General features: G+C 42.4%; 16 protein-coding genes. 13 read left to right on the top strand and 3 right to left on the bottom strand.

Translation table 11 applies throughout. The features are described from left to right. Positions 1-61 precede the first annotated feature (61 nt). The 11 genes from pepB (C9J40_RS15590) (at position 62) to der (ending at position 12424) form a co-directional block, all read left to right on the top strand. Positions 62-1345, top strand: a complete 1284-nt coding sequence (gene pepB, locus C9J40_RS15590) for an aminopeptidase PepB (protein WP_107247370.1) — start codon at positions 62-64, stop codon at positions 1343-1345. Between the two features lie 78 nt (positions 1346-1423). Then, complete coding sequence (gene pepB, locus C9J40_RS15595; protein WP_107247371.1) at positions 1424-2701, top strand: aminopeptidase PepB; 1278 nt, start codon at positions 1424-1426, stop codon at positions 2699-2701. 64 nt (positions 2702-2765) lie between these two features. Next, positions 2766-3197, top strand: coding sequence for a nucleoside-diphosphate kinase (ndk, locus tag C9J40_RS15600; protein ID WP_107247372.1), 432 nt, complete (start codon positions 2766-2768; stop codon positions 3195-3197). Positions 3198-3468: 271 nt separating this feature from the next. Continuing rightward, positions 3469-4590: a bifunctional tRNA (adenosine(37)-C2)-methyltransferase TrmG/ribosomal RNA large subunit methyltransferase RlmN gene (locus C9J40_RS15605; protein ID WP_045148230.1), complete on the top strand. Its 1122-nt coding sequence runs from the start codon at positions 3469-3471 to the stop codon at positions 4588-4590. 56 nt (positions 4591-4646) lie between these two features. Next, positions 4647-5405, top strand: a complete 759-nt coding sequence (gene pilW, locus C9J40_RS15610) for a type IV pilus biogenesis/stability protein PilW (RefSeq protein ID WP_107205984.1) — start codon at positions 4647-4649, stop codon at positions 5403-5405. Continuing rightward, on the top strand, positions 5395-6444 hold the full coding sequence (rodZ, locus tag C9J40_RS15615; protein ID WP_107247373.1) for a cytoskeleton protein RodZ: 1050 nt from the start codon (positions 5395-5397) through the stop codon (positions 6442-6444). Before pilW ends, rodZ begins: the two co-directional genes overlap by 11 nt. A 15-nt stretch (positions 6445-6459) precedes the next feature. After that, positions 6460-7581, top strand: a complete 1122-nt coding sequence (ispG, locus tag C9J40_RS15620) for a flavodoxin-dependent (E)-4-hydroxy-3-methylbut-2-enyl-diphosphate synthase (protein ID WP_107205986.1) — start codon at positions 6460-6462, stop codon at positions 7579-7581. A gap of 95 nt (positions 7582-7676) precedes the next feature. Beyond that, positions 7677-8945 (top strand): histidine--tRNA ligase, encoded by a 1269-nt coding sequence (gene hisS / locus C9J40_RS15625; RefSeq protein WP_107205987.1) that lies wholly within the window; start codon positions 7677-7679, stop codon positions 8943-8945. Between the two features lie 13 nt (positions 8946-8958). Continuing rightward, on the top strand, positions 8959-9570 hold the full coding sequence (locus C9J40_RS15630) for a YfgM family protein (RefSeq protein ID WP_107205988.1): 612 nt from the start codon (positions 8959-8961) through the stop codon (positions 9568-9570). Between the two features lie 11 nt (positions 9571-9581). After that, on the top strand, positions 9582-10745 hold the full coding sequence (gene bamB / locus C9J40_RS15635; RefSeq protein ID WP_107205989.1) for an outer membrane protein assembly factor BamB: 1164 nt from the start codon (positions 9582-9584) through the stop codon (positions 10743-10745). A 176-nt stretch (positions 10746-10921) separates the two neighbouring features. Further along, a complete protein-coding gene (der, locus tag C9J40_RS15640) occupies positions 10922-12424 on the top strand; it encodes a ribosome biogenesis GTPase Der (RefSeq protein ID WP_107205990.1) in 1503 nt (500 codons plus the stop codon). Between the two features lie 92 nt (positions 12425-12516). On the opposite strand, the gene C9J40_RS15645 is transcribed toward der, so the two are convergent. From C9J40_RS15645 to tesA, 3 genes are all read right to left on the bottom strand, one after another. Further along, positions 12517-13371, bottom strand: a complete 855-nt coding sequence (locus tag C9J40_RS15645; protein ID WP_107205991.1) for a co-chaperone YbbN — start codon at positions 13369-13371, stop codon at positions 12517-12519. A gap of 470 nt (positions 13372-13841) precedes the next feature. Continuing rightward, positions 13842-14669, bottom strand: coding sequence for an SDR family oxidoreductase (locus C9J40_RS15650; RefSeq protein ID WP_107247374.1), 828 nt, complete (start codon positions 14667-14669; stop codon positions 13842-13844). After that, the gene (tesA, locus tag C9J40_RS15655) at positions 14666-15280 is read right to left on the bottom strand and encodes a multifunctional acyl-CoA thioesterase I/protease I/lysophospholipase L1 (RefSeq protein WP_107205993.1); all 615 of its coding nucleotides are present in this window, start codon (positions 15278-15280) and stop codon (positions 14666-14668) included. Before tesA ends, C9J40_RS15650 begins: the two co-directional genes overlap by 4 nt. On the opposite strand from tesA, the gene C9J40_RS15660 reads away from it, so the two are divergent. After that, positions 15279-15968 (top strand): ABC transporter ATP-binding protein, encoded by a 690-nt coding sequence (locus tag C9J40_RS15660; protein ID WP_107247375.1) that lies wholly within the window; start codon positions 15279-15281, stop codon positions 15966-15968. The two genes, tesA and C9J40_RS15660, sit on opposite strands and share 2 nt — an antisense overlap. Next, positions 15958-18429, top strand: coding sequence for an ABC transporter permease (locus C9J40_RS15665; protein ID WP_107247376.1), 2472 nt, complete (start codon positions 15958-15960; stop codon positions 18427-18429). The genes C9J40_RS15660 and C9J40_RS15665 overlap by 11 nt, the downstream gene beginning before the upstream one ends. Positions 18430-18499: the final 70 nt, after the last annotated feature.

The raw sequence follows: 18499 nt of genomic DNA on the forward strand, positions 1-18499 counted from the left end.
TTTATCTATAACGCATGTATTTGTTTAACACTGCGCAGTTGCTACATTCAAGGAGCTTTTAATGTCGACTATCATGGCTGTTTCTCTCACCCAACAAGCAGCGAATGCACAATGGGGTGCCAATGCCTTACTTAGCTTTAGTGCTGAAGGTGCTGTTATTCATTTAATGGAAAATGAGCAACTTGCTAATATCCAACGCGCAGCCCGTCGTTTAGATACTCAGGGTATCAAACAGGTAGAACTTTCAGGTGAAGGCTGGGATTTAGATCGAACGTGGGCATTTATCCAAGGACATCGTACATCTAAGCCTGGTAACAGTGTGGTTTGGTCGGCGTTAAATGAGACAGATGAAACGGAATTACAAGCACGAATCAAAGCGACTGAGTGGGTACGTGAAATTATTAACCAGCCAGCAGATGTAGTTCGCCCGTCACAGTTAGCGACACGTGCTGGTGAATTTATTAAATCGTTAGCACCAGAACATGTAACTTATAAGATCATCAAAGGCAATGATTTATTGGATGAAGGTTGGAACGGTATCCATGCTGTAGGTCGTGGATCTGAGCATCGTCCAGCGATGCTTCGCCTAGATTATAATCCAACAGGTGATGCTAATGCGCCAGTGTTTGCATGTTTAGTTGGTAAAGGGATCACATTTGATTCAGGTGGCTACAGTATAAAACCCTCAGCGGGTATGACGGCGATGAAAGCCGATATGGGGGGGGCAGCATTAGCGACCGGTGGTTTAGCATTAGCGATGGCGCGAGGTTTAAACAAGCGTATTAAGCTGGTGCTATGTTGTGCTGAAAATATGATCTCAGGTCGTGCATTAAAACTTGGCGATATCATTAAATATAAAAACGGTACGACAGTCGAGATTTTAAACACGGATGCCGAAGGACGTTTAGTCTTGGCTGATGGTTTAATTTACGCGAACAGTCAAAACCCTGAATTAGTGATTGATTGTGCAACATTAACAGGTGCAGCCAAAATGGCGCTTGGTAATGATTACCATGCGTTACTAAGCTTTGATGCGGAATTGTCTCATACTGCATTAACAGCAGCGGCAGAAGAAAATGAAGGTATGTGGCCGTTACCACTTGCCGATCTTCATCGTAACATGTTGCCATCAAATTATGCCGATCTTGCCAATATCTCAAGTGGTGATTTTATGCCTGGTGCAAGTACTGCAGCAGCATTCCTTTCTTACTTCGTTGATGATTATAAAAAAGGCTGGATGCACATTGATGCCAGCGGTACCTTCCGTAAAAGTGCTAATGATCAGTGGTCAGCTGGTGCAACAGGTATGGGTGTAAGAACACTTGCAAGCATCCTAACTAAATAAGTTCCGTTTCAAAATTAAAAGCCTTCTTACGATAAGAAGGCTTTTTGCATTATCAGAATAAGAAAGGAAGACTTCATTATGCTCAATGTTTATTTATCAACTGAAGAGTCCAACGGTCCTTGGGGATTAAATTCGCTACTAAGCTATCAATCAGATAGCGCGACGGTTCATTATCGCAGTGATTTTCCATTACGTCGTATTCAGCAGGCTGGTCGTCAAATTCAATCACAAGGTGCACAAGCTGTACGTTTAGTGGGTGACGGTTGGAACTATGAGCGTCAATGGGCGTTTTACTGTGGTTTTGCAGCAACGATTACACCAGTAGAAATTCAATGGGCCTCCATTGATGAAGATGAATTAGAGCTGTTAAATGCTCGTCGTCATTGCTCTGACTGGCTACGTAAAACAGTTAACGCGACACCTGAAGAGATGTCACCTGAGAAGTTAGCCCATGAAGCAACTTGTTTTCTAAAAAAAATCGGTGGTGACAATATTCATGCACAACAAATTGTGGGCGATGAACTATTAGCTGATGGTTGGGTAGGAATATACAATGTTGGTCGCGGTAGTGTGCGACCACCTGTAATGCTTGAAGTGGATTACAATCCTACTGGCGATCCTGAAGCGCCAGTATCGGCTTGTTTAGTCGGTAAAGGGATCACTTTTGATTCTGGTGGCTACAGTTTAAAACCTAGCGCAGGCATGGTTGCGATGAAGTGCGATATGGGTGGGGCTGCAACGGTTACTGCGGCATTAGGTTATGCGATAGAGCAAGGGCTAGGTCAACGTGTGAAGTTGATCCTATGCTGTGCTGAAAACCTCGTATCAGGTAACGCTTATAAGCTTGGTGATGTGATAAGTTATAAAAATGGTGTTACGGTGGAAATAGTTAACACTGATGCTGAAGGGCGCTTAGTGTTAGCTGATGGTTTAATTGCAGCTTCTGCGACAGGCGCACCACTGATTATTGATGCTGCGACGTTAACAGGCGCAGCAATGGTTGCAGTAGGTAGCGACTATAATGCAATTTTTGGTTTAGATAAGCCATTATTACAACAAGCACAGCAGTTATCCGAGCTAGTAAATGAGCCCGCATGGCCATTACCATTAGAAAAATGGCATCAGGAATATTGCCCGTCACCTTATGCTGACACCGCGAATAGCCGTGTACAAAAAGGTGGTGGTATGGGAGGCGCATCCAATGCCGCAGCGTTTTTGTCCCGCTTTGTTGACACTGAAAATAGTCGTTGGATCCATTTTGATTTAGCGGCATGTTTCCGTGATGGCGGAGATCCGCGTTGGGCTGCTGGCGCGACAGGGTTAGGTCTTGCTAATATTGCAGGTTTGTTGCTGTAACTTAAATTCATGAATTTGTTTTTGGCTCGCAGAAAGCAATAAGACTCAAAAGGAAAATATAATAATGACAATCGAAAGAACTTTCTCAATTGTAAAACCAGATGCGGTTAAACGTAATTTGATTGGTGCAATCTATCAGCGTTTTGAAAATGCAGGTTTGAATATTGTTGCGGCTAAAATGTTGCATTTAGACAGTGCGAAAGCGCAAGGTTTTTATGCAGAGCATGAAGGTAAACCTTTCTTTGATGATTTAGTGGCATTTATGACATCAGGTCCTGTCATGGTTCAAGTACTTGAAGGTGAAAATGCGATTACACGTTACCGTGAGTTGATGGGTAAAACTAACCCTGAAGAAGCGGCTTGTGGCACTATCCGTAGTGACTTTGCATTAAGTATGCGTCATAACTCAGTACATGGTTCAGATAGTCCTGAATCTGCTGCGCGTGAAATTACATACTTCTTTGCTGAAGATGAAATTTGCCCACGAGGTGAATAAAGGTTTTAATTTTATGAGTATTCAGTGAGTGGTATTAATGCGAAGCACTGAAAAAATAGATTAATCATATTATTAACGGGAAGTATTGACTTCCCGTTGTTGTATCTAGCGTTTTGAAATTGGCAACACTAAAATAACCATAGAGTCTAGGTGTGGAAACCATGCCATAAAGTCTGTACAATTTCGCGCCTTAAACCCGAGATAACTAAGCCATCGATAGAGCTTGGTTATTAAGGCGCAGCAATAGTCATTTTTAGTGAGGCACCAACCGATGACAACTGTCAAAATCAATCTGCTGGATTTCGATCGCAAAGGTCTGCGTAAATACTTTGCCGAAGAACTTAATGAGAAGCCATTCCGTGCAGATCAGATCATGAAATGGATTTATCATTTCGGTTGTGATGACTTCGATCAAATGACCAATATTAATAAAAAATTACGTGAAAAATTAAAGCGTGTCGCTGAAATTCGTGCGCCGCATGTATCTGAAGCTCAGTACTCAACGGATGGTACGATTAAATGGGCGATGCGTGTTGGCGATCAAGATGTTGAAACCGTTTATATTCCTGATGAAGATCGCGCGACTTTATGTGTTTCTTCACAAGTTGGCTGTGCATTAGAATGTAAGTTCTGTTCAACAGCACAACAAGGCTTCAACCGTAACTTACGTGTATCAGAAATTATTGGTCAGGTATGGCGTGCTGCAAAAGAAGTCGGTATTCAAAAAGACACCGGTCGTCGTCCAATCACCAACATCGTAATGATGGGAATGGGTGAGCCATTATTGAACATGAAAAACCTGATCCCTGCATTAGAAATCATGCTTGATGATTTAGGTTTTGGTTTATCTAAGCGTCGCGTTACAGTTTCAACCTCGGGTGTTGTATCAGGCCTTGAGCAAATGATTGATACAATTGATGTTGCTTTAGCTATTTCATTGCATGCACCAACGGATGAGCTGCGCTCTCAAATCATGCCAATCAATGATCGTTGGAATATTGAAACATTTTTAGATGTTGTTCGTCGTTATGTGAATTCAACGAATGCGAACCGTGGTCGAGTAACGGTAGAATACGTATTGTTAGATCATGTTAATGATGACATGGAGCATGCTCGTCAATTAGCGAAAGTATTAAAAGATACGCCAGCAAAAATTAACTTAATTCCGTTTAACCCGTACCCTGGCTCACCATATAAAAAGCCAAGTAATTCTCGTATTGATCGTTTTATGAAAACACTGATGGAATACGATTTCACAGTAACGGTTCGTAAGACTCGTGGTGATGATATTGATGCGGCTTGTGGTCAGTTAGTCGGGGATGTTATTGACCGTACTAAGCGTACCCAAGCAAAATTGAATACGGGTGAACAAATTGCAGTAAAAGCGGTCTAAAATCAGGCTACTATAAATAACTGCGCAATTTCACATGGATGTTGAGGTGAGCGAAAATGGTACGATGGAGCGTGTATCCACTGTTGTCATGCCTATTATTTACAGGCTGTGCCACAGTTGATGTGGTCGATAATGGTAAAGAATTTGATGCCAAAGCAGCCTCAGAAGCGAGATTGAACCTAGGGCTAAATTATTTAAAAGATGGTCAGTGGGAGCGTGCACGAGAAAATTTGGAAATAGCATTAAGGTATGATCCTAATTACTACCGTGCACAAATTTCAATGGCTTATTATTATCAAAAAGTTGGTGAAAAAGACGCTGCAGAGAAAATGTACCGAAAAGCATTAAAACATTCGCCTAAAAATGGCGATGTTTTGAATAACTATGGTGTATTCTTGTGTAGTGAAGGGCGCTATGATGAAGCCATTGCCGCTTTTGTTAAAGCGATTGAACAACCTTATTATTATCTGATTTCGGCAAGTTATGAAAATGCAGGCTTATGTAGTCGTAAACAAGGTAATTTAGAAGCAGCGACGGGTTATTTTGAAAATGCGCTTTCCCATGACCCGTACCGACCGAGATCTATGTTGCAACTGGCGCAAGTTGAAATTGAATCTAACAATTTTAAAGATGCTCGCGTACAGTTATTCAAATTTAATAAGAGATATGGGTACACAGCAGACAGTTTGTGGTTGCTCATTCAGTTGGAAAGACAAGCTGGACGTTTAACGCAGTCAAAAAAGTACGCTATTTTGCTGAAAGAGAAATACCCAGATTCTCTGCAATATCAGAATTATTTGGCCAATGAATACTGAAAATAATGAAGAACAAAAAATAACAGAAGGAACACAGCTTCCAGGTGACGTACTCCGTCAAGCTAGAGAGCAACTAGGCTATTCACAAAAGGATATTGCGAACCGTTTGAGGTTGCGACTTTCTGTTATTGATAACATAGAAAATAATCGATTTGACCAAGCCCAATTAGCCACGTTTACACGTGGCTATGTGCGTTCATATGCAAAATATGTCGGTTTGGAAGAAGAAGCTGTATTAGCCTTGCTTGACAAATGTGGACACACCAAGCCAAAAGCGCAAGAAATGCAAAGCTTTTCACGTCGAACGAAACGTGAAGCACATGATAGTCGCATTATGGGATTAACATGGATTCTTGCTGCTGTTTTTGTTGGTGTAACCGCTGTTTGGTGGTGGCAAAATATTCATTTAGAACAAGCGCCAGTTGCTACAACAACTACAGCAGATCAAACCGCGGCTCATGAAAAGCAAGAGCAGGGCTCTGATGAAACGATAGTAACGACATTAAATGGTGATGATGCATCAATTAGTGCGACTCAACCAGCAACAGTCGATACCGATGTGGATCACTCAGCATCAACTAGTACAGAACAAAAAAACGCCGCATCGGCAACATCTGCTGATGCTGTGACAGATTCATCTCCAACAACCGCATCGACGGCTGCAACGGGTACTACAGCGGAAGTGTCAACAACGCCTGCTGAGAATGCTGAAACAGCCGCAACATCAGTATCAACAGCCACTGATACAACTGCTAATGCTGAAACAATAGCGAATGTAACACCTGTCGTTGATGCAACTGCACCACAGTTACAGTTAAAGTTTTCAGCTGATTGTTGGATAGATGTGCGTGATGCAACGGGTAAACAATTAGAGTCTGGTATCAAGAAAGCTGGTCAAGTATTAGATTTAGAAGGTAAAGCACCATTTCGTGTTCGACTTGGTGCACCTGGTGCCGTTAAAATTAATATTAAAGGTCAACCTTTTGATTTAAGTCGTTACTCCGCGTCTAAGCCAGTAACACTTAAGCTACCGCAGTAATGTAGAGAAAGAGCAATGCATAACGAATCACCAATTATACGCCGTCAATCGAGCCGAATTTATGTCGGTAATGTTCCTATTGGCGATGGTGCACCTATCGCCGTTCAGTCGATGACCAATACTCGTACAACAGATATCGAAGCGACTGTTGCACAGATCAAGGCATTAGAAAAAGTTGGTGCTGATATTGTACGTGTCTCTGTACCAACGATGGATGCCGCGGAAGCTTTTAAATTGATCAAGCAACAAGTGAATATTCCGCTGGTTGCTGATATTCATTTTGATTACCGCATTGCACTTAAAGTGGCAGAATACGGTGTGGATTGTTTACGTATTAACCCTGGTAATATTGGTCGTGAAGATCGTATTCGATCTGTGGTTGAATGTGCTCGTGATAAAAACATTCCTATCCGTATTGGCGTAAATGGAGGTTCTCTTGAAAAAGAGATCCAGCAAAAATACGGTGAACCGACACCTGAAGCTTTGGTCGAGTCAGCAATGCGTCATGTGGAAATATTAGACCGTTTGAACTTTGACCAATTTAAAGTCAGCGTAAAAGCGTCAGATGTTTTCCTTGCTGTTGAGTCATACCGTCAGCTTGCGAAGCAAATTATTCAACCCCTTCACCTTGGTATTACCGAAGCTGGTGGTGCTCGTGCTGGCTCGGTTAAATCAGCCGTAGGTTTAGGCATGCTTCTATCAGAAGGTATTGGTGATACGTTACGTATCTCGCTTGCAGCTGATCCTGTTGAAGAAATCAAAGTTGGTTTTGATATATTAAAATCATTACGCATTCGTTCTCGTGGCATCAACTTTATTGCTTGTCCAACATGTTCACGTCAAGAGTTCGATGTTATCGGTACGGTAAACGAGTTAGAACAACGTTTAGAAGATATCGTTGTTCCAATGGATGTTTCAGTGATTGGTTGTGTGGTTAATGGCCCTGGTGAAGCAGAAGCGTCTCACTTAGGCATTGCTGGCGGTAACCGTAAGAGTGCTTTTTATGAAGACGGTATTCGTCAAAAAGAGCGATTTGATAACGACAATGTGATTGATCAGCTTGAGAGTAAAATTCGAGCAAAGGCATCAATGTTAGATCAAAACAACCGCATTGATGTAAAACAACAAGATATATAATCAAAAAACCATGCTCATATCGGTGAGCATGGTTCACTATTTCAAAAAGAAATTATATATTCGATTCTAATACCCAGCGGTTAACGAGAATAAACGTGGCGAAACAAATTCAAGCAATTCGAGGCATGAACGATTGCCTTCCAACACAATCTCCACTTTGGCAGAAAGTCGAAGGTACAGTTAAACAAGTGATCAGTGCATACGGTTACAATGAAGTTCGTATGCCGATTGTTGAATCAACACATTTGTTTAAACGTGCTATCGGTGAAGTGACAGACGTTGTTGAAAAGGAAATGTACACTTTTGAAGACCGTAACGGTGATAGCTTAACGCTACGTCCTGAAGGGACTGCGGGATGTGTACGTGCTGGTATTCAAAATGGTTTACTATATAACCAAGAACAGCGTCTTTGGTACATTGGTCCCATGTTCCGTCATGAGCGCCCTCAAAAAGGCCGTTACCGTCAATTCCACCAAGTCGGTGTAGAAGTCTTTGGTCTTAATGGCCCTGATATTGACGCTGAATTGATCATGATGACATCACGTCTATGGCGTGAACTTGGTATTAATGAGCACGTACGTTTAGAGTTAAACTCAATAGGTTCACTCGAAGCGCGTGCAGAATACCGTAAAGCTTTAATCGCATTTTTAGAGCAACACTTAGATGTGCTTGATGAAGATGCAAAACGCCGTATGTACACCAATCCATTACGCGTTTTAGATACTAAGAATGCAGCAATTCAAGAAATTCTAGAAGATGCACCTAAACTTTCAGAGTACTTAGATCTAGAGTCTAAAGAACACTTTGCTGGTTTATGTGAACTATTAGACGCTGCTGGCATCAAATATCAAGTAAATGAACGTCTTGTACGTGGTTTAGATTATTATAACCGTACTGTATTTGAATGGATCACAGAGAGCCTTGGTTCACAAGGCACTGTTTGTGGTGGTGGTCGTTATGATGGTCTAGTTGAACAACTAGGCGGTAAAGCGACACCTTCAGTTGGTTTTGCGATGGGGCTTGAGCGTCTAGTATTACTAATGGAAGCATTAGAAAAAGATGAGGTTCGTCGTTCTGTAGATGTATACATGGTTACAGCTGGTGAAGGCACATTAGCTGCGGGTATGAAGTTAGCTGAAAAACTACGTACTGAAGTACCAGGTTTACGAGTGATGACTAACTTTGGTGGTGGTAACTTCAAGAAGCAATTTAAGCGTGCTGACAACGTTGGTGCCGCGGTTGCATTAGTTCTTGGAGAAAATGAAATAGCTGAAAACTCCGTAGTAGTAAAAGATTTACACGGCGGTGAGCAGACGACCATGGCACAGGATGAGGTTGCCGCGAAGCTGGCAGCATTGATTTAAGAGAGGACAGGAAGTGAACGACTACGCCACAGAAGAACAACAGGTTGAAGCGATTAAATCGTGGTGGCAAGAAAACGGCAAAGCCGTTGTTCTAGGTGCCGTGATTGGTTTAGGTGGTCTTTGGGGCTGGCGTTACTACCAGTCTGAAGTACATGTTGCAAAACACGTTGCATCTGACACCTATACACAAGTTGTTTCTGCGCTTGATGAAAACAGCAAAGACGCAGTCGCTGAAGCAAAAACGTTTATTGATGCGAATAAAGATAGTCAATATGCGGTACTGACAGCACTACAGCTAGCGAAAGTTCAGGTAGATAATAAAGATCTGGACGGTGCGGTTGAGCAACTTCAGTGGGTGATTAATCACACTAAAGATGACGCTATTTTGCCATTGGCAACAACACGTTTAGCTCGTATTTATGCTGAGCAACAAAAATTTGATGAAGCATTAGCTGAGCTTAAAAAAGTAACAGTGCCAAGCTGGAAGTCAAAAGTTGCTGAACTGCGTGGTGATATCCTGTTACAAAAAGGTGATATCACTGGTGCACGTGAAGCATATGTAGAAGCTCAGCAGGAAGGTTCGTCACCTGCGCTGCAAATGAAACTTGATGATTTAGCGCAATAAGGCAGATGATGATGCATAAGGTGTTAAAACGTGTTTTGGCCGTTGCTGTTGCAGTAAGCGTGCTATCGGGTTGTGCAAGTGAAGTCGATTCAATTCAAATGGCGCCATTGCCAAAGGTTGATAATACTTTCACACCAAAAACAGATTGGAGCCGTAGCGTAGGTAACGGTGTTTCTGGTTATTACTCAAAACTCACCCCCGTTGTTGGGCTAGATAAAGTGTACGTTGCAGATCGTAATGGTTTAATCGAAGCACTGAATCCAGCAAATGGTAAAGTTGAATGGAAAACTGATCTAGAAAAAGACAGCAGCGCGTTGTTGACTGGTGGACTTGTTTTAGGTGATGGTAAACTGTTCGTCGGTACAGCCAATGCAAAAGTCATTGCACTTGATGCAGAGACGGGTAAGGAAGTATGGCGTACCACTGTCGCTGGTGAAGTTCTGTCAAAACCACTTGTTTCTGATGGCTTAGTTGTTGTTAATACCAGCTTGGGTGTGCTGCAAGCACTTGATGCTGAAACGGGCGTTTCTAAATGGCAAGTCAGCAATGAAGTTCCAACCTTGACATTACGAGGTGATAGTTCACCGGTTGCTGTTTCTGGTGGTGTGTTCTGGGGCTTAGCGAATGGACGTATAGCTGGCGCATTAATGTCTGATGGACGTATGTTGTGGCAACAATTGATTGCGTCACCAAAAGGTTCAACAGAAATTGATCGTTTAGTTGACGTTGATGCGTCACCAGTTATTGATGGCGATCGTTTATATGCTGTTGGTTATAATGGCACATTAGTATCGATCGATCTTCGTTCTGGTCAGATCGCATGGAAACGTAACTATTCGTCAGCAACTGACTTTGTTATTGATGGTAGTGAGCTATTCTTAGTAACAGCGAAAGATCATATTGTTGCTGTTGATGCGCGTAGTGGTACAGAGCTATGGCAGAACACTGATTTACAATATCGCCAGCTAAGTGCGCCTGCTGTGATTGATGGTTATTTAGTTGTGGGTGATGCTGAAGGTTACTTACACTGGCTTGATACCCAAAGTGGCGAGTTTGTTTCTCAAGAATCAGTCGACGGTAGTGGTATTGCTGTACCGCCTGTTGCACTAGACGATAATGGCTTTATTGTTGTAACCCGAGATGGTGAAATCAACAAAATGCAAATACCGCAATAAAACGGTATAATGTCGCTAGATTAATTTGTCGGCTCCAGCTGCGATACGTAGTTGGAGCCGTTGTTGTTATATCCGTTGAATATATTATTGTCGGATGAAGGTTCTCAGAAATGTGAACTGGAGGCAAGAATGAACGGTAAAAATGTCAATAAGACTATGAAAAGTAAGAGGTAGTTATGATTCCTGTTGTTGCCCTAGTCGGGCGCCCGAACGTGGGTAAATCGACGCTATTTAATCGTCTTACTCGCACAAGGGATGCACTTGTTGCTGACTTTCCTGGCTTAACTAGGGATCGTAAATACGGTAGAGCAGAGCTAGAAGAGCATGAATTCATTGTTATCGATACCGGTGGTATTGATGGTACTGAGGAAGGCGTTGAAACAAAAATGGCTGAACAGTCATTAGCAGCGATTGAAGAAGCTGATGTTGTTCTGTTCCTAGTAGATGGTCGTGCTGGTTTAACTGCCGCAGACGAAGCAATTGCTAAGCACTTACGTAGCCGTCAAAAACCAACGTTCCTTGTGGTAAACAAGGTTGATGGTATTGATGCAGATAGTGCTTGTGCTGAATTCTGGCGTTTAGGCGTTGATGCAATGTACCAAATTGCAGCAACTCAAAACCGTGGTGTTACTGCATTGATGGAGCGCGCATTAGCACCGTTCTCTGACAAACTGAATGCAGAGCTTGCAGAAGAAGGTGAAGAGCAAGAACTTCAACTTGAAGATCTCACATCGGTTGAAGATATTGAGAAAGCAAACCTTTCTGAAGCGGATGCGGAAGCTGCCTATAAGCGTCTTCAAGAGCAGCCAATTAAGCTTGCAATTATTGGTCGTCCAAACGTAGGTAAATCAACACTAACAAACCGTATTTTAGGTGAAGAACGTGTTGTTGTTTACGATATGCCAGGAACAACGCGTGACTCTATTTACATTCCAATGGAACGTGATGGTCAAGAGTACGTATTGATCGATACTGCGGGTATCCGTCGTCGTAAGAACATGCACCAAGCGGTTGAGAAATTCTCAGTTATTCAAACGTTAAAAGCGGTTGAAGATGCTAACGTTGTATTGTTGATTATCGATGCTCGTGAAAACATTTCAGATCAAGATCTAAGCTTATTAGGTTTTGCGCTAAATGCAGGCCGTTCATTAGTGATTGCTGTGAACAAGTGGGATGGTTTAGATAACGAAGTGAAAGAGCGTGTTAAGTCTGAACTTGACCGTCGTTTAGGCTTCGTTGACTTTGCGCGTATTCACTTTATTTCAGCACTTCACGGTACCGGTGTTGGTCACTTGTATGAGTCAGTGATTGAAGCATACCAGTCTGCAACTAAGCGTATTAGTACTTCGCTACTAACGCGTATTATGCAAATGGCACAAGATGATCACCAGCCACCAATGATCCGTGGTCGTCGTGTGAAGCTTAAGTATGCGCACGCCGGTGGTTATAACCCACCGATCATTGTCGTTCACGGTAACCAAGTTAATGATCTTCCGGGTTCATATAAGCGTTACCTAATGAACTACTACCGTAAGTCATTAGAAATGATGGGGACACCGATTCGCATTCAATTCCAGAATAGCGAAAACCCATTTGAGACTAAAAAGCAGAAGCTAACTGTTTCTCAAGAACGCCAACGTAAACGTCTAACGAATGTACTGCGCGATCGTAAGAAGTAATATTTTACGATAAATAAATACGAAAAAGCCCGATACGTGAACTCTTAGAGTTAAAAGCGTATCGGGCTTTTTGCTATTTATACTTTATCGAATTAATACATCAAAGAGTAAAGCTGACGGCGGTAAGAGGCTGCAATTGGATTGCCTTGACCTAATGCTGCAAGAATATCCATCATGGTTTTCTTTGCATTACCATCTGAGAAGTTCATGTCTTTACGTAAAATTGCAATCAATAACTCTAGCGCTTCTTCATTACGGTTTACTTGGCTGTATTGCACGGCGAGTTCATAACGTAATTCAACATTGTCAGGTTCGGACGCTAGTTTCTGTTCTAGTTGTTGGATCTCTGGCGAGTTACCCGCTTGCTTGTGTAATTCTAATTTAGCGACCAAGCCTTTGTATTGTGCATCCTGATCTTGCATTGGGATTGTCGCAAGAATCGGCTCGGCCTCATCAAATAAAGCGGTTTCAATCAGGCACTCTGCAATAGCGAGTTTTACTAAGCTATCGTTAGGAAGTTGTGCTGACAGTTGACGCAGTAGCGGTAGAGCTTGAGCGTATTCTTTATTATCAACTAATACCAATGCCTGTTTTAATGCCAGCTCTTCTTGGCTTGGTAGATGACGAGTTAGCATTTCACGTAATGTTTGCTCTGTTTGTGGCCCTGCAGAGCCATCAGCAGGTTGACCATCTTTAAACAGAGCAACAGTAGGTAAACCACGGACACCGAACTGAGAAGCGACCATTTGTTGGGTTTCACAGTTTAGTGAAGCAAGGATAAATTGTCCTTGGTATTCACGAGCCAGTTTTTCTAGCGTTGCATTCACTTCTAGCGTTTCAGGCATCGATGGCGCCCAAAAACTGATCACAACAGGTGTTTGCATCGATTGCTCGATAACCTGTTGCAGATTTTGTTCATTAATTTCTAGCGCAGTATTTTGGTACATGTAATTCGATCCGTTGACTATTTGAAAGGCTATACCAAATATATGGGGATGAATCGATGTGGATCAAGTTGAGGTAATGAAACAGAAATTAGTAAGTGTTTAAAAAACGAGAAAGAACAGTATTAATTACCGAATACCAGCAAAAGCACTAACGTGATACACGCGCATAGTAAGTTAATTTGGCGCAATGTCATATATACACCTTAAACGTAATGAAGAAAGAGCTAAGTTTGATAATTAGCTTAAGTTATGGGATCACATTACATTTGTTATATGACAATAATATTACGTTTTATAGAAAATGTAATATTGGGTGATATTCTTAACTGGAGTAAGTGTTTTTTTATGTTTAGTGGTTATAAATCAGCATATTAATCATCATTGATTTTATAAATGTTGTTTTTATCACCACTTTTATAAGGTGAGAAAACTGCCTAAAAGCGATGGGTTTTAAGCAGGTTTCTTCTTTATTAATTGCTTTTTATCAGCAACTTATCAAGAAATCTTGTTGGTAGGATACGACGTAAGAAACCAAAAATATAAGTCGGTTGTGTCACGTAATAGCGTGATTTTGGGCGAGAGCTATTAATGATGTCCAATAGTGGTCGTAATACTGCATCAGGGTTTAAAGTAAATTTGTTGGTTACCTTTTCTTTACCAAGGCGAGAGAGGGTGTCTTGGTAGTTGTCATAATGGCGAGAGTTGTTCATATCAATATGACGTTCAAACATGCGTTTTGCGTTAGCGCGAAATTGGCTTTCAATTGGTCCTGGCTCGATCAAAGAAATACTAATCGGCGTATTGTCTAACTCTAAACGTAAGGTATCGGTATAGCCTTCAATTGCAAATTTACTGGCGTTATATGCGCCGCGATATTTCATGGCGACTAATCCCAGTACTGAGCTGTTTTGTACAATTTTACCGTGACCTTGGGTAAGCATCAGTGGGATGACTTGCTTAGTTAGCTCGTGCCAGCCAAAGAAGTTCGCTTCAAATTGTTCACGTAGAGCTGAGGTCGGTAAATCTTCTAATGCGCCGGGTTGTCCGTAAGCGGCATTATTAAATAACACATCTAATTTTCCGCCAGTGATGGCTAGTGCTTGGCTTAAACCTTCTGTGATGGATGACTCTGAAGTGACATCCAATTGAACGCAACGAATACCTTCTTGATTGAGCCTTTCTACATCCTCTGATTTTCGACAACTAGCAACAACGTTAAAGCCTTGCTCGGTCAGTGTTTTTGCGCAGTAATAGCCAATACCAGAGCTACACCCTGTAATTAAAATAGATTGTGTCACTGTGAGCTTTCCTTGTTGAGATAAGGTTGAAGATGCTTTGCCATAAATTGAGCGATCAGTGGCTGTGCTTGTGCGGTTGGGTGAAGGCCATCTTTCATCATTAATTCTGGCTTTACAATAATATCGATTAGAAAAAACGGCAATAAAGGCACATTGGTGTCTTCACTTAATGATGGGTAAGTATTACGAAACAGTTCGTTATAACGTTTACCATAATTGGGTGGGACTTCAATTTGCATTAATAGTGGCTGCGATCCCACTTTTTGGATCTCATTGATCATTTGGCTAAGGTTATTACGTAATATTTTAGGATGAAACCCACGTAAGCCATCATTCGCACCTAATTCGATTAAAACAAAATCAGGCTTATGCTGTTCCAATAATGCTGGTAATCGTGCCAACCCATTACCACTGGTATCGCCAGAGATACTCGCATTCACAATGGTCGTTGGTTGTTTTTGCTGTTCTAACAGTGGCGGCAGTAGTGCAGGCCAGCTTTTCTCTGCTGGCATCTGATAACCAGCACTGAGGCTATCGCCAAGAACTAACAGTGTTTGACTCAATGCGGTGGATGAAAACACCAGCATCAACAATGAAAGGATTCGTATCATGTCTGTCTCCGTAATTAAGGCACACTCTGTTTCAAAACAAGTCACGACTACCTTGTCGCCTATGACTATTTTGCAGGATGTTTCGCTTGAGGTCGAGCAAGGAGAGTCTATTGCCCTTGTCGGTGTCTCTGGCGCGGGTAAATCAACCTTGATGACATTACTGGCGGGGCTCGATGTACCAACACAAGGTGAAATAGAGCTACTTGGTCATAACCTTTCTACGTTAGATGATGAACAACGCGCTCAATTACGTAGTGAATCTATTGGTTTCGTGTTTCAAAACTTCCTGTTACTACCGACCTTAAATGCACTCGAGAACGTCACGTTACCGTGTTTGATCCAAGATAATGAGGTGGATGTTGAGCGAGCAAAAGAATTGCTTGCTGTTGTTGGTTTGAAAGGGCGAGAAACTCACTTACCGAGTCAGTTATCCGGTGGTGAACAACAACGCGTCGCGTTAGCTCGCGCTTTTATGATCAAACCGAAAATTTTGTTTGCTGATGAGCCAACAGGAAACCTCGATCAGCATACCGCAGCCATGGTTATTGAGCTGTTGTTTGAGCTTAATAAAAACAGTGGCACAACACTGGTGCTTGTCACCCATGACGATACATTAGCGGCTCGTTGCGATCGAATTATGCGATTAGATAACGGCAAACTCGCGAGGGATGAACGTCATGCAGAGTGATTCACTTTCGATGAAAAAACGTCCGTTCTTTTTACGTTGGGCGTGGCGTGAAATCCGACAAGGTCAGTTGTGGTTAGTCACCTTAGCGCTGAGCTTAATTATAGCTTGCGTATTTGCGTTATCGGCATTGGTAAGCCGTGTTGAAGGGGTCATAGTTTCGCAAGGTCGCTCTGCGTTAGCGGCAGATATGGTATTGAAGTCATCGCAAGCGGTAGATTTACAACCGTTATCAACCAATAAGATCACCACTTCACAGCAAACTCGCTTTGGTACCATGGCATTTAGCGATAACGGTATGCAGTTAGTCAGCATTAAAGCGGTTGATGCGAAATTTCCATTGCGTGGCGATTTACGATTACAAGCGGCTGATAAGTCTGTGCACCATCATGTGAGCCCCGGTGAGTTGTGGTTATCAGAACGCTTATTTTCGCTGCTGGATGTCAAAGAGGGCGATACACTCATGCTGGGGGATGGGGAGCTAACCATTAGTGGGAGAATCTTAGAAGATCCTGAACTGTCTTTTAACCCTTTTAGCCAAATGCCAGCAGTATTGATCAACAATAAAGACATTGCTGCCATTGGCGGGATTCAAGAAGGTAGCAGGATCAGCTATCGCTACTATTTTTCCGGCTCCGATCCTGATCTTGCTGATATTCGTGAAACGATGAAGTTAACCCCAAGCCAGCGCTGGTTAACTGAAAACGATGCCGGGCGCAGTGGTGACTTTATAGAGCGAGCAAGGCAATACCTATCGCTGACTTTAGTGCTGGTGGTGCTCATGGCATCAGCAACCTTAGTGCTTACATGTCAGCACTATGCGTCGACGCGGATCACATCAGTCGCGATGATGAAGAGCCTTGGTGCAAGTCGTCGTTTTTTATGGCGATGGTTATTACAACAAATTGCGGTTGTGTTTTCAGTCGCGATTGGCGTTGGTTTACTGTTGGGTTTTTGGCTCGAATGGTTACTGCGCTATCCACTGCAACAGTTGTTACCTGATGAATTACCGACGATTGGTTTTGCGCCATTAGTGATCAGCTTACTGCTCGCTCTTTTCATTTCATTGCCAGCATTGGGTATTCCGCTTTCTCGTTTAGTGAATGCTTCTGCAATGAATACGGTACAAGCAACCCAGACTCCAACATCTAAGTTCTCAGCTATATGGTTGTTGTTGATCTTCCCTGTTTTTGCAGCAGTATGGTGGATTGGTAGCAATGTATTTGTTTGGCTGACCTTATTGGGCATGGTGGCACTGTTAGTGTTGTTAGCTTTAGTTGGCCTTGCTGCCATTGCTTTACTTAAGAAAGTTAAACTCGGTGCTGCGTACAGTTTGGCGTTAAGTCGTGTCAATCGTAGTAAAGCGAAGACCGCGACGCAATTGGCGGCATTGACGTGTTCGTTAATGCTATTAGCTGTGATTGGATTATTACGTAACGAGTTACTTGCGGATTGGAAAAATACCTTACCTGCTGATGCGCCTAATGTGTTTGCAATTAATATTGCGCCAGATCAGCAACAAGCCTATTTAGATTATTTAGATGCGAATCAATTAGCCCGTTCTGAAGGTTATCCTGTGACCCGTGGAAGATTGGTCGCGATTAATGAGCAACGCTTTTACTTATCAGAAGATGAAAGCCAAAGTGGCGTAGCTGCAGAGATTACTTCCGACAATAGTCCAGAACGCGATCCTGCATTAAGACGAGAGCTTAACTTCACATGGGCGGAAAGCTTACCGAGTCATAATGAGGTGATTGCAGGTAAATGGGGAAGTAGCTCAGGTGTTTCAGTGGAATCTGGCATTGCGAAACGCTTAAACATTGCATTGGGTGACAAGCTGGCTTTTACCATTGGTGGGCTAGAGTTTAACGCCACAGTAAACAGCATTCGTGATGTGGAATGGCGTAATATGAAGCCGAACTTCTACTTCATTTTCACCCCAGATGTATTGCAGTCGTTTCCTGCAACATGGCTAGTGAGTTTTAGAGTGAATGATCAGCAAAGCGATTTACTTAATACCTTAGCCAGTAATTATCCAACGGTGAGTGTGCTTGATTTACGTATGATGGCAACACGGATTCAAGCTTTATTAGCCCAAGTGAGTTGGTCACTTACGGTATTAGCTGGCTTAGGTGTACTGAGTGGATTACTACTCATTATGACCTTATTACGCTTGAGTATTTCAGAGCGTCAAACCGAAATTCAGCTTTATCGCACACTCGGTGCCAGCCGAAAACGCATTGCTGCTACCTTGTGGTTTGAATACGGCATTATTGCGTTATTAGCTGGGATTATTGCAGCCATTGGCGCTGAATTTGTTGTCGGTTTGCTGGTGGTAAAAGGTTTTGAACTGCCGTTTACCTTGCATCCATTAATGTGGATAGGCTTACCTATGCTGGCTATTGGCTTGGTGTATTTAGTGTCACGATCGCAGATCAAGAAGTTGTTGTTGCCGTTGCGTTGATGGAGTGTAGATTATTTAAATAATAAATGTCCTTTGAAAGACAAAGTGGTGGTAGCCATGATGAAGATGA

The organism is Photobacterium sp. GB-72 (assembly GCF_003026095.1).
Lineage (GTDB): Bacteria > Pseudomonadota > Gammaproteobacteria > Enterobacterales > Vibrionaceae > Photobacterium.